General features: G+C 58.0%; 12 protein-coding genes. 8 read left to right on the plus strand and 4 right to left on the minus strand.

Translation table 11 applies throughout. The annotated features are described in order from the left end of the window. Positions 1–76: 76 nt before the first annotated feature. Both FOY93_RS04870 and FOY93_RS04875 read right to left on the minus strand, forming a co-directional pair. Complete coding sequence (locus tag FOY93_RS04870) at positions 77–688, minus strand: flavin reductase family protein (RefSeq protein WP_133293853.1); 612 nt, start codon at positions 686–688, stop codon at positions 77–79. 217 nt (positions 689–905) lie between these two features. Beyond that, complete coding sequence (locus tag FOY93_RS04875) at positions 906–2,111, minus strand: L-dopachrome tautomerase-related protein (protein WP_143344739.1); 1,206 nt, start codon at positions 2,109–2,111, stop codon at positions 906–908. A gap of 109 nt (positions 2,112–2,220) precedes the next feature. On the opposite strand from FOY93_RS04875, the gene FOY93_RS04880 reads away from it, so the two are divergent. Together FOY93_RS04880 and FOY93_RS04885 are read left to right on the plus strand one after the other, a co-directional pair. Next, entirely contained in the window at positions 2,221–3,120 is a 900-nt protein-coding gene (locus FOY93_RS04880; RefSeq protein WP_143344740.1) for a LysR family transcriptional regulator, read from the plus strand. Positions 3,121–3,136: 16 nt separating this feature from the next. After that, on the plus strand, positions 3,137–3,646 hold the full coding sequence (locus FOY93_RS04885; protein ID WP_143344741.1) for a hypothetical protein: 510 nt from the start codon (positions 3,137–3,139) through the stop codon (positions 3,644–3,646). Between the two features lie 31 nt (positions 3,647–3,677). Here the strand turns inward: FOY93_RS04885 and FOY93_RS04890 are convergent, their stop codons facing one another. Further along, on the minus strand, positions 3,678–5,462 hold the full coding sequence (locus FOY93_RS04890; protein WP_111963464.1) for a diguanylate cyclase: 1,785 nt from the start codon (positions 5,460–5,462) through the stop codon (positions 3,678–3,680). 119 nt (positions 5,463–5,581) lie between these two features. Beyond that, positions 5,582–6,691, minus strand: a complete 1,110-nt coding sequence (locus FOY93_RS04895) for an AI-2E family transporter (protein WP_024906767.1) — start codon at positions 6,689–6,691, stop codon at positions 5,582–5,584. A 334-nt stretch (positions 6,692–7,025) separates the two neighbouring features. On the opposite strand from FOY93_RS04895, the gene mmuP reads away from it, so the two are divergent. The 6 genes from mmuP to tauD all read left to right on the plus strand — a co-directional run bounded on the left by mmuP (position 7,026) and on the right by tauD (position 12,936). Then, complete coding sequence (gene mmuP, locus FOY93_RS04900; RefSeq protein WP_143344742.1) at positions 7,026–8,426, plus strand: S-methylmethionine permease; 1,401 nt, start codon at positions 7,026–7,028, stop codon at positions 8,424–8,426. Next, on the plus strand, positions 8,413–9,345 hold the full coding sequence (gene mmuM / locus FOY93_RS04905) for a homocysteine S-methyltransferase (RefSeq protein WP_136195241.1): 933 nt from the start codon (positions 8,413–8,415) through the stop codon (positions 9,343–9,345). The genes mmuP and mmuM overlap by 14 nt, the downstream gene beginning before the upstream one ends. 178 nt (positions 9,346–9,523) lie before the next feature. After that, positions 9,524–10,486 carry a taurine ABC transporter substrate-binding protein gene (tauA, locus tag FOY93_RS04910; RefSeq protein ID WP_136195242.1) on the plus strand — a complete coding sequence of 321 codons (963 nt, stop codon included), beginning with the start codon at positions 9,524–9,526 and terminating at the stop codon, positions 10,484–10,486. Positions 10,487–10,496: 10 nt separating this feature from the next. Continuing rightward, positions 10,497–11,264: a taurine ABC transporter ATP-binding subunit gene (gene tauB / locus FOY93_RS04915; protein ID WP_136195243.1), complete on the plus strand. Its 768-nt coding sequence runs from the start codon at positions 10,497–10,499 to the stop codon at positions 11,262–11,264. After that, positions 11,261–12,088: a taurine ABC transporter permease TauC gene (gene tauC, locus FOY93_RS04920; protein ID WP_143344743.1), complete on the plus strand. Its 828-nt coding sequence runs from the start codon at positions 11,261–11,263 to the stop codon at positions 12,086–12,088. Before tauB ends, tauC begins: the two co-directional genes overlap by 4 nt. Then, on the plus strand, positions 12,085–12,936 hold the full coding sequence (tauD, locus tag FOY93_RS04925) for a taurine dioxygenase (RefSeq protein ID WP_111963457.1): 852 nt from the start codon (positions 12,085–12,087) through the stop codon (positions 12,934–12,936). Before tauC ends, tauD begins: the two co-directional genes overlap by 4 nt. The last annotated feature ends 21 nt before the right edge of the window (positions 12,937–12,957 follow it).

Here is a 12,957-nt window from a genome sequence, read left to right on the forward strand (position 1 = left end):
CGAGTATAGGAACTAAGGGGCGTAAAGAAAGAATATCACGAAAAGTTTAAATCTTTCCGCTGTCACAAAGACCGGATTACTCATCGTGTCGGAAATTTTGACCGAGTCGGTTACCCAGCGTGAAATAGTGGCGAAATATGTAATAGAGGGGGTTCCATTTCTCCACATTAAATTTTACACCTCTCTGAGTACGAATTAATAATGCTTCAGATATGTGGACGCAGGTTATCATGGCATCAACGGACACCAGGTTCTCTTGCGAACCGGTCAACGGCGATCTTCCACAAACTTTAGCCTCTATTTGTACAGGACACTCCTTAATTCTCAACGAGTTAATCGTTACCGCCTTTTCTTTGTGGAAATTTCCGCAGCTAAACTTGTCCTGTTCAAAAACATATCCCATCTTTTTCTTCCATTCCGGTGGTGATGCTTTCCCCGTTTTATCTGCGATAGCTTCAATATTCGGCCAGAGCCTGCTGTCCGGAATGTTCAGAACAATATCTTGGTTACTCGTGATATTTTCATAACACTTTCCTGAGGTGCCAAGCCCGAACACGATATTCCGGTCAAGGATCCACCACGACGAGATCGGGCTCAGGTTTGTTGAACCGTCAGGATTTTGGCTGGAGATAATGGCGACCGGTGTACCAAAATATAAAGAAGCAAAATCGACCTGCTGGGTTTTCATTTTTTATCCTCTGAGTAGCGGAGGCCCAGCCTACTTTCTGCAAACGTGCGTTACTTCGGTGAAGCGCGAAGTAAAACGCGCCTCACTACAATTCCCTGGAACGTAATCTTAACCACTTCCTTCTGAGCGGGAGAAAGACATCACGTGCAGCTTTTAAGGAAATAAAATCATCTGAAATTATGAGCCCATTTATGCTGGGCTACTGGTTTACCTGCTCTTATTTTTGTAAAGCACTGAGAGGCAAGCGCCACAAATCATAGCGTTCTTCTCCCGGTTTAACGGCTCCTGCGAAGTGGTCATTGAGGCGACTCGAGGTAAATACCAGGTCTCCGTTCGGACGGATTGCCGGCGTGTCTGGCCAGCGCACCTCTTCGCTTGCCGCAATCAGCGACATGGAAAGGCTCTCAGGATCGTATCTGACGATGCCATTGCGTGTGACATCGGTAATGTAGAGGTTACCTTTTACATCTGTCACCATTCCGTCGGTGTTGCCCCCCACGCTCCCCAGATTGCGGATCTGCCCGGCAATTTGCGCATCGGTTGACGCGGGCTGCCTCAGTATCGCAGTCGGTACCGCATAGGCGTGCGTGCCGGTTGTCACCGTCCAGTACAGCGTGACCGCATCGGGTGAAAGCGCAATGCCATTGATACCTATCAGTAATGGTTTACCAGGCCAGACTTCAGTCCCGTGCGAGACGACGTTAACGCCAGGCTCAATCTGCAGCGCAGGATGACGATCGAGCACGCGTCGAGCCATACCGGCGGCGAAATCAACGATAATTAGTCCTACCTGGTTTTCAGGAGCACTCCGCGAGCCGCTGTCGGAGATATAGGCGACACGGCGGTTCTCATCGACAACCACATCATTAAGGAAACTTGCCTTGCGGTCCGCTACGCCGTCCAGGGCGATACGTTTAATGGTTCGGCCTGAACTGAGATCCAGCACGACCAGTTTTTGCGACCCCGCGGGGGACTCTGTTTCGCCTGCAACAAACCCCATGTCCAGCGCCCATAGCCAGCCGTTTTTACGGTCAATATAAAAACCGAGCACGTTACGCAGGCTCTGAGCGGGATCGGTGTTCACCGCATTCCCCTCGCGGGAGGGAAACGCCGTCAGGCGGGCAGGGCCGGACTGTACCGTTGTATCCAGAATGCTTAACGTGGCGGGTGCTGCGGCGGAAACCAGCCGGGGCGTGCTGACAAAGGCCCGGTCCTTTGCATCAAAGTGGATACCCGCAATAGGAGCATTGACCGAACCGGAGAACGCCGCCGGTATCTTTCCGTCTTGAGCGGTATCCCAGCTCACACCGGCATAGCTTCGCCAGCGATCCAGAGGCGCGTGGTTCGCCGCGTTGACAACACTCGGGAAAGAGAACAGCGCCGCCATTGCGATGGCGGGCAGAATAAGGGGGCGGTTGAACATTGACAGGCTCCAGTGGAACGTTCAGGTGATGAATGCTGGCCACTTTACTCATCGCCCAACGGGAGATAAATTAGCCAAATTGAAAAACATTTGTTCCTGAGAGAGCAAAATGAGCCGGAAATTCGATTACCTAGGCGACGTTGAAGTGTTCATTGCTGTGGTTGAACACGGCTCATTTACGGGCGCAGCGGTTGCCCTTTCAACCACCCCTTCGGTACTGAGCCGCGCGGTTACTCGCCTGGAGGCGCGTCTTGGACGACAGATGTTACAGCGCACGACCCGCCGGGTGGGGCTGACCGAAGCCGGACGCGTCTATCTTGAGCAGGCTCGCTCAGCGTTTTCTCTTCTCGATGACGCCGAACGCGTTGGCCGGGGTCAGGAGGGGGAGCTGACCGGTCGCGTGAGAATGAGTGTCCCGACCACCTATGCCCATTACCGCCTGCCGCCGCTGCTGGCGCACTATAATCAACGTTACCCGCGCGTACAGGTGGAGCTGAACATTACTAATCGCAACGTTGACCTGATCGCAGAGGGGTTCGATCTGGCGATCCGTCTGGGGCAGTTGCCTGACAGCGGGCTGGTGGCGCGTAAGCTGGAAGACGCGGCATTGCTTCTGGTCGCCTCTCCGGACTACCTGCATCGGAGAGGAAAGCCTCGGACGCTGGAAGAGCTGCAGCGCCATCAGTGCCTGCCGTTTATCATGCCGCGCACCGGGCGTATCGCCCCCTGGGTATTTCATGACGAAGGGCGCGATATTGACTGGATGCCGGGTTCAACTATCGAAATATCAGACGATGTACTCGGCGTGGTTTCGCTGGCGGAGCAGGGGATGGGGATCTGCCAGAGCTATGAATTTATCGTTCGCGACAGAATACAGGGCGGCCAATTAGTTGAGGTGCTGCCGCACCTTCAGGGACGATCGCGACCTTTCTCCGTGCTGTTTGCCCCGCACCGACGTCAGTCGGCAGCGACCCGGGCAATGATTGACCATCTGACCCGACAAGAATGACAAGGACGAGTCCACCATGAAAAAAGCGCGTTTTTCCTTGTGGATCCCTCTCATCGCGGGCGGGATAGCACTGATATCGGGTTTTGTGGTCTGGTCAGTCAACATTTACCGCGTGACATACCTTTCGATCCGCGGGGAGCAGTACCTTGCCTGTGGGACGTTGCTGCTGGCGCTGGTGCCGATGGTCTATTTCATCAGAAAGGGGAGACTGAAAGGTAAGCGACTTGCTGACGCGGTAAAAATCTACCTCGGCTTCTTTATTTGCAGCCTGCCGGTTGCCATGTTCGTGGTCTTTACAACGGCCTGGCTGCTGGAGGGGGACTATTCGGCCTGGAGCAAACCTTACCGGTATGAGTCCAGTACCCGCCACAGCTGCTCGGGTGCGGAAGTCTACGAGCCGGAATTAAAAAAAGAGATCCGCATCTGTAACCCGCAGGGTCACGTTTATTCCGATACCATCCTGTATGTGGAAAAGCGGAGCAATGCCCTGGGGATTGTGGTGCTTTGGGCTATCACGCGCGCCTGAACCGGGGAAAGTCAGGGCGCGAGAATCAGCGTCAGCCCGCCTCCAGCATCCCAAAACTCACAATCCGTGCGCGTCCCAGCTCTTTTGCCCGGTATAGCGCCACATCCGCAGCGCGCAGCAGGTTGTCGGTCTGGGCATGTTGTGGGTAGCTGGCAATGCCAATCGACACGTCCACCGGCCCAATCTCGGTCAGCCCGTAGCGAATCGACAGCTCATGCACGCCGGTGTAAATCTTCTGCGCGCAGGCGTACGCTTCTGCTTCATCGGCACCGGAAAGCAGCACCAGAAACTCCTCGCCCCCGTAGCGGAATGCCAGTCCGTTGTCATGTGCGGCCCGCTGAACAATTGACGCCACGCTTTTGATCACCAGGTCGCCCGCTTCATGGCCGAAACGGTCGTTGATGCTCTTGAAGTGGTCAATATCAATCATCATGCAGCTTAACGGTACGCCAGTGCGTATCGCCTGCGCCGTTTGGGTTTGCAGGGTATCTTCCAGATGATGACGGTTACGCAGGCCGGTGAGCGGGTCAAACAACGCTTTTTCCAGCAACGCGTCGCGCAGACGCTGGTTGGCCAGCGCCAGGCCGAGCGCCTCGGCCATCAGTTCCAGATACGCGCGAGAAGGGGCATTGTCCGCTGTGATATTCTGGAAGGAGAGCAGGCCAATGGCCTCGCCCTGAGCGATAAGCGGCACGCAAAGGGCGCTTTCCGCCTGGGATGGCGGAAGATGGTAGCAGGCGATATCCGGCTCGCCGTTCACCGGCGGGTGACTCTGCCCGCGACGCACGGCCCAGCACTCGTCCGGATGGAACGTCGTCTCTTCCCCAACCGGCGAGAGCCATTGCGCTACGCAGCGCATCTGCCACGGTTCGCGGTCAAGGACGTAGAGTCGGCCCGCGATCCCCGGCGCGATATTGGGAGCAAACAGCTCCGCCACGTTAATCACATCGTTAAAGTTCTCACACCCCTGCAGCCGCTGGGTCATGCGCGCCAGCAGCTCGCGGATGGCCCAGTCGGCATCGCGCTCTTTTTCCAGACGCTGCCGCGCCAGGCCGTTTTCACGAAAGATGCTGATGGCCTGTGCCATATCGCCTATCTCATCAATCTGGTTGAAATTGGGCGTTTCAACCGCGTAATCCTGGGATGCCAGACGGTGCACCACGTCGCTCAGGCGGACCACGGGGCGCAGCACGCGGCGTTTTAATATAAAGCCGAGCACAAACAGGAACAGCAGGGCGGTCAGGCCGACCGTCAGCTCAGAGGCGGTACGCAGCGCTTTCGATTTTTTTGTCGCCTCCTGAACGGCGGCGATGACGCGCTTATCGAGTATCTGGCGGAAGTGATCGAGTTGATTCTGCGCGCGCTCAAGCTCCTGCTCATAGGGCTGACCATAGAGCAAGGCTACGGCCTGGGCGTCTTCTCCGCGTTCAAGGCTGGCGAGGGCGGTTTGCTGTTCGTCCTGCAGCTCATCGACGATCTTTATTCCTTCATGCAGCAGGGCCAGTTCTTCATCCGATGCGCCATTATCCTGCAGCTTTTCCAGCCGAAGCTCGATGCGCTTCAGGCTGTTTTCTGCCTGGTTATATTCCTTGAGAGCCTGAGGATCTTTTTTGATGACGTACAGCCGTGCTAAATCAGACTGCGCCCAGATATCGGTTTCGATATCTTCCGTCAGCTGATCAAATTTCTGCCGTTGTTCAACGGCCTGGCGCTCGAGGTTATCCGCATTGGACGCCATCAGCATGATGATGCCGGAGGCGATGGTCAGGCAGACCGTGGCCCCATAGGCCCAGTTTGTTATCGTCGCGATTCGCACCAGATGATCCTTTTACGACATAAGTAGGATGGCGTTCTTCAAATTATAGAAAACGTCTGATTTAAGGCGAAAAAAAAGGCGGCTCAGTGCCGCCTGGTGTGGTCTTTATCGTCACGTCCTTACAAATCTGGAGGATTTTTTCCTTCTTCGATGAAGTCGGGGTCCAGCTCTTCGGCGTTACCTTCGTGATCGCGCCCTGAGAAGAGGTTCCAGCAGGCGATAAACAGCGCGGCAATGAGCGGCCCAATCACAAAGCCGTTAATGCCGTACAGCTCCATGCCGCCGAGGGTGGAGATCAGAATCAGGTAGTCCGGCATTTTGGTGTCTTTTCCGACCAGCAGCGGGCGCAGGATATTGTCCACCAGCCCGACGACGATCACGAAGAAACCGACAATAAACAGCCCCTGCCAGATCTGGTGCGTGGCGAACAGGAAGATTGCGGCGGGCACCCAGACAATCGCCGAGCCGATGGCGGGCACCAGGGAAAGGAAGGCCATCAGAGCGCCCCAGAGCACGCTGCCGTCAATACCGGCAATAGCAAACGCAATCCCGCCGAGGATGCCCTGAACAACCGCCACCGCCGCCGTACCTTTTACCGTGGCCCGCGACACGCCGACGAATTTGGCGAACAGGTGCTGCTTGGCGAAATCAGACAGCGGCAGAGAGTCGAGGATCTGGCGCACCAGATACGGGCCGTCTTTCAGCAGGAAGAACAGCAGATAAAGCATAATGCCGAAGCTAATCGCAAAGCCAAACGTGCCTTTGCCGATCAGGAACGCGCTGCCGGCGAGATATTGCCCGCCCTGTAGGGCGACATCGGAGAGTTTTTTCTGAATCTGCGCCGCGTTGGTCAGATTGTGGTCCGCCAGGAAGCCGCTGGCCCAGTCAGGCAGGTGGTTGAAGATGCTCGCCACCACTTCCGGGAACTGGGTATTGTTCTCCTGCAGTTTGGTGTAAACCACGTTCAGCTCAATGGCGAGCGAGGAGAGGATCACCATCAGCGGAATAAAGACGATCAGGCAGATAATACCGATGGTCAACAGCGAGGCCAGCCCGTTGCGATCCCCCAGCGCGGCGCGCAGCTTGTTTTTTACCGGATTGAAGATAACGGTCAGAATGGCGGCCCACAGAATGGCGGAGAAGTAGGGCGACAGCACGTCGAAGAAGGCCCAGGTGACGAGGGCGAGAATGAAAATAAAGAAACCTTTAGTCAGTCCATTAAAGCGCATAGTGATTCCTGGTAACGAATAAGCAGTGTCGACTATAGAACTGATTGTGAGAATTACCAACCCTTGCGCCGGGCAGTGTTGCGGTATGACTCCGCTCTTCACGGATACCACTTTCGACTGACCGAAGTTCGCCTTTTCCCGCACCATGCTGTAAGTATCTGCTTGCGGAGGTGCTTATGGCCTGGCGTCCGATTCTCTATGTGATCCTCACAACCCACCCCAGACTCAGCGCGCGGCGCGCCCGTTTGCGTCTGGTCATCTAGCTTTTTATTAACAATCGCGGTATAACACACCTTCTTTGGATGTTTAGATGTCCATACGTATAGAAGGTAATATGCAAACACAACAAGAAAATGGGCAGCTTAAGCGCACCATGAAAACACGCCACCTGATTATGCTCTCGCTGGGTGGCGTGATTGGGACAGGGTTATTCTTCAATACCGGCTACATCATTTCCACGACCGGGGCTGCGGGCACGCTGCTGGCGTACCTGATAGGCGCGCTGGTGGTCTGGCTGGTGATGCAGTGTCTGGGCGAACTTTCCGTAGCGATGCCGGAAACCGGCGCGTTCCACGTCTATGCCGCTCGCTATCTTGGCCCGGCGACGGGCTACACCGTGGCATGGCTCTACTGGCTCACCTGGACGGTGGCGCTCGGCTCGAGCTTCACCGCCGCGGGTTTCTGTATGCAGTACTGGTTCCCGCATGTGCCCGTCTGGGCGTGGTGCGTGGTCTTCTGCGTGGTGATTTTTGGCCTGAACGTCATCTCGACGCGCTTCTTTGCTGAAGGCGAATTCTGGTTCTCGCTGGTGAAAGTCATCACCATCATCGCCTTTATTATTCTGGGTGGCGCGGCGGTCTTTGGCTTTATCCCGATGCAGGATGGTTCACCCGCGCCGGGCTTAAGCAACATCACCGCCGAGGGCTGGTTCCCGCACGGCGGCCTGCCGATCCTGATGACCATGGTGGCGGTGAACTTTGCATTCTCCGGGACCGAGCTCATCGGTATTGCGGCGGGGGAAACTGAAAATCCGCACAAGGTGATTCCGGTCGCGATCCGCACTACCATTGCGCGCCTCATTATCTTCTTTATCGGTACCGTGTTTGTGCTGGCGGCGCTGATCCCGATGCAGCAGGCGGGCGTGGAAAAGAGCCCGTTCGTGCTGGTGTTTGAAAAGGTCGGTATTCCTTACGCGGCGGATATTTTTAACTTCGTGATCCTGACGGCGATCCTCTCGGCGGCGAACTCCGGGCTGTACGCCTCCGGGCGCATGCTGTGGTCGCTTTCTAATGAGAAAACGCTCCCGCGCTGTTTTGCCCGCGTAAATAAAAACGGCGTGCCGCTGACGGCGCTGTCGGTTTCTATGCTCGGCGGCGTGCTGGCGCTGTTCTCAAGCGTGGTGGCGCCGGACACGGTGTTTGTCGCGCTCTCGGCGATTTCTGGCTTTGCGGTGGTGGCCGTCTGGATCAGCATCTGCGCGTCGCACTTCGTTTTCCGTCGTCGCCATCTGCAGTCCGGGCAGCCGCTCTCTGCGCTGCAGTACCGCGCGCCGTGGTATCCGCTGGTGCCGGTGCTTGGGCTTATCCTCTGCGTGGTGGCCTGTGTCGGCCTGTGGTTTGACCCAAGCCAGCGCATTGCCCTTTATTGCGGGATCCCGTTTGTCGCCCTGTGTTATGGTGCCTACTACCTGACCCGAAATATGACATCGCAGGAGCCTGAACATGTCGCAGAATAATCCGCTTACCGCCATCCTTGAAAAACAGCCGTTTGTGGTGCTGGATGGCGCGATGGCGACGGAGCTGGAAGCGCGCGGCTGTAACCTGGCAGACAGCCTCTGGTCTGCCAAAGTGCTGATGGAAAACCCGGAGCTTATCCGCGAAGTGCATCTGGATTACTACCGCGCGGGCGCGCAGGTGGCGATCACCGCCAGCTATCAGGCCACGCCTGCGGGCTTTGCGGCACGCGGCCTCGACGAGGCGCAGTCCCGGGGGCTTATTGGCAGAAGCGTGGAGCTGGCACGTAAGGCGCGTGAAGCGTATCTGGCTGAAAATCCGCATGCGGGCACGCTGCTGGTGGCGGGATCCGTTGGGCCGTATGGCGCGTATCTGGCGGATGGCTCAGAGTATCGCGGCGACTACGTGCGCAGTGCGGAAGCATTTACCGACTTCCACCGGCCGCGCGTGGAAGCGCTGCTGGACGCGGGCGCTGACCTGCTGGCCTGCGAAACGCTGCCCTCGTTTGCCGAGACTAAAGCGCTGGCGGCGCTTCTGGCCGAGTATCCCCGCGCCCGGGCGTGGTTCTCCTTTACCCTGCGGGACAGCGAGCACCTGAGCGACGGTACGCCGCTGCGTGACGTGGTCAGCGTGCTGGCAAACTCGCCGCACATTGTGGCACTGGGCATTAACTGTATCGCCCTGGAAAACACCACGGCCGCGCTGAAGCATCTGCAAAGCCTGACGCCGCTGCCGCTGGTGGTCTACCCGAACTCGGGCGAGCATTATGACGCGGTGACCAAAACCTGGCACCACCACGGCGAAGCGTGCGAGACGCTGGCGGGGTATCTGCCGCAGTGGCTGGACGCCGGCGCGAAGCTGATTGGTGGCTGCTGTCGCACCACGCCGAAGGATATTGCTGAGCTGAACGCGCAGCGCTGATGCTCTCACCCTGACCCTCTCCCACGGGGAGAGGGGAAAAAACGAACCGCACAAAACCAACTATCCTTTCCCGCTTTTTATCTAAAAACGAATCGTTATGAGCGATTCATTTTTATTCCTTTATCAAAATTCCCGCGTTGGAAATACTGCCCTCATAACAACAAGGGGAGCAGGCACTATGGCAATTTCATCGCGAATCACACTACTCGGCGCACTGGCGCTGTGGGCATTTCAGGCGCAGGCGGTGGACGTCACCGTCGCGTATCAAACTTCTGCGGAACCGGCGAAAGTCGCGCAGGCGGACAACACCTTTGCCAAAGAGAGCGGCGCGAAAGTCGACTGGCGCAAGTTTGACAGCGGCGCGTCCGTGGTGCGTGCGCTAGCCTCCGGCGACGTGCAGATCGGCAATATCGGTTCCAGCCCGCTGGCGGTTGCGGCCAGCCAGCAGGTGCCGATTGAGGTGTTCTTGCTCGCCTCGCAGCTCGGTAACTCTGAAGCGCTGGTGGTGAAGAAAAGCATCACCAAACCGGAAGACCTGATCGGCAAACGCATCGCCGTGCCGTTTATCTCCACCACCCACTACAGCCTGCTGGCGGCGCTAAAACACTGGGGCATCAAACCGGGGCAGGTACAAATTATCAACCTGCAGCCACCGGCGATTATCGCGGCCTGGCAGCGTGGCGACATTGACGGGGCCTATGTGTGGGCACCAGCAGTGAACGAGCTGGAAAAAGACGGCACCGTGCTGACCGACTCCGAAAAAGTGGGCCAGTGGGGGGCGCCAACGCTCGACGTGTGGGTCGTACGTAAAGACTTCGCCGAGAAACATCCTGAGGTGGTGAAAGCCTTCGCGAAAAGCGCGATTGACGCCCAGCAGCCGTACATCAGCAATCCTGATGAATGGCTGAAGCAGCCCGCTAACCTGGAAAAACTCTCCCGCCTGAGCGGCGTGCCGGAAGCGGACGTGCCGGGGCTGGTGAAGGGCAATACCTATCTGACCCCCGCGCAGCAGGTGCAGCAGCTGACCGGGCCGGTAAACAAAGCGATTGTTGATACCGCCACCTTCCTGAAAGAGCAGGGCAAAGTGCCCGCGGTGGCGACGGATTACAGCCAGTACGTAACCGATCGTTTTGTGAAATAAGGAGTACGCCATGCTGAATATTACAAATCTGTCTGCTGATTACGGTGGTAAACCCGCGCTGGAGGATATCAACCTGACGCTGGACAGCGGTGAACTGCTGGTGGTGCTGGGCCCGTCCGGGTGCGGAAAAACCACGCTGCTCAATCTGATCGCCGGGTTTGTCCCTTATCAGCATGGCACCATTCAGCTGGAAGGCAAAAAGGTGGAAGGGCCGGGCGCCGAGCGCGGCGTGGTCTTCCAGAACGAAGGGTTGCTTCCCTGGCGCAACGTGCAGGAAAACGTGGCGTTTGGGCTACAGCTTGCGGGCATCAACCGCGAAAAGCGGCTGGAAACGGCGCGGGCGATGCTGAAAAAAGTGGGGCTGGAAGGGGCGGAAAAACGCTTTATCTGGCAGCTTTCCGGCGGCCAGCGGCAGCGCGTTGGTATTGCCCGCGCGCTGGCAGCGAATCCGCAGCTGTTGCTGCTGGACGAGCCGTTCGGGGCGCTGGATGCCTTCACCCGCGAGCAGATGCAAACCCTGCTGCTGCGCCTGTGGCATGAGACGGGCAAGCAGGTGCTGTTGATTACCCACGATATCGAAGAGGCGGTGTTTATGGCGACGGAGCTGGTGCTGCTCTCGCCGGGGCCGGGCCGCGTGCTGGAGCGTTTGCCGCTGGATTTCGCCCGCCGCTACGTCGCCGGGGAACCCGTGCGCAGCATCAAATCCGATCCGCTGTTTATCGAACAGCGTGAGTACGTTTTAAGCCGCGTGTTTGAACGGCGGGAGGCTTTCTCATGAGCATCGTCTTCAGTGAAAAAACGCGCCGCACGCGTCTGGCGCTGCGCTGGCCTTTCTCACGTCAAATCACGTTGAGCATCGGTACGCTGCTGGTGCTGCTGGCGGTGTGGTGGGCAGTTGCTGCCCTGCAGTGGGTCAGCCCGCTGTTTCTGCCGCCGCCGGGACAGGTGCTGGCCAAACTCATTACCATCGCCGGGCCGCAGGGCTTTATGGATGCCACGCTCTGGCAGCACTTAGGTGCCAGCCTGGCGCGCATTCTGGTGGCGCTGCTGGCGGCGGTGATTATCGGCATTCCCGTGGGGATTGCGATGGGGCTGAGCCCGACGGTGCGAGGCATCCTCGACCCGCTGATTGAGCTTTACCGTCCGGTGCCGCCGCTGGCCTATCTGCCGCTGATGGTGATCTGGTTCGGCATCGGTGAAACGTCAAAAATCCTGCTGATTTATCTGGCGATTTTCGCCCCGGTTGCCATGTCGGCGCTGGCGGGCGTAAAGAGCGCCCAGCAGGTGCGGATCCGCGCGGCGCAGTCGCTGGGAGCCAGCCGCATGCAGGTGCTGCTGTTCGTGATTTTACCGGGCGCACTGCCGGAGATTTTAACCGGGCTGCGCATCGGCCTTGGCGTGGGCTGGTCCACGCTGGTGGCCGCAGAGCTTATTGCGGCCACGCGCGGCCTTGGCTTTATGGTGCAGTCGGCGGGGGAGTTCCTGGCGACTGACGTGGTGCTGGCTGGGATCGCGGTGATCGCCGCGATCGCCTTCGGATTAGAACTGGGGCTGCGCGCGTTACAGCGTCGCCTGACGCCCTGGCATGGAGAAATACAATGAGTGAACGTCTGACCATTACCCCGCTGGGGCCGTACATTGGCGCACAGGTATCGGGCCTGGATGTGACCCGTCCGCTGAGCGATAACCAGTTCGAGCAGCTGTACCACGCGGTGCTGCGTCATCAGGTAGTATTCCTGCGCGAGCAGGCGATCACTCCGCAGCAGCAGCGCGCGCTGGCCCTGCGCTTTGGCGATCTGCATATTCACCCTGTCTATCCGCATGCGGAAGGGGTGGAGGAGATTATCGTCCTCGACACCCACAACGATAATCCGCCGGACAACGACAACTGGCATACCGACGTAACCTTTATCGAGACGCCGCCTGCGGGGGCGATTTTGGCGGCGAAGCTACTGCCGGATACGGGGGGCGATACGCTGTGGGCCAGCGGGATTGCGGCGTATGAGGCGCTGTCAGTGCCGTTCCGGACGCTGCTGAGCGGGCTGCGGGCGGAGCACGACTTCAAAAAATCATTCCAGGAATACAAGTATCGCAAAAGCGAAGAGGAGCATCAGCGCTGGCAGGAGGCGGTTGCGAAACATCCTCCGCTGCTGCACCCGGTGGTGCGGACCCATCCGGTGACGGGCAAGCAGGCGCTGTTCGTGAACGAAGGATTCACGACGCGCATTGTGGATGTGTCCGAGAAAGAGAGCGAGGCGCTGTTAGGTTTCCTGTTCGCGCATATTACCAAGCCGGAGTTTCAGGTGCGCTGGCGCTGGCAGGAGAATGACCTGGCGATATGGGATAACCGCGTGACGCAGCATTATGCCAATGCGGACTATCTGCCGCAGCGCCGGATTATGCAGCGGGCGACGATTTTGGGGGATAAGCCGTTTTACCGTGCGCCTTGATCCCCTTACCCTAACCCTCTC

The organism is Enterobacter sp. 18A13 (assembly GCF_007035975.1).
Lineage (GTDB): Bacteria > Pseudomonadota > Gammaproteobacteria > Enterobacterales > Enterobacteriaceae > Enterobacter > Enterobacter vonholyi.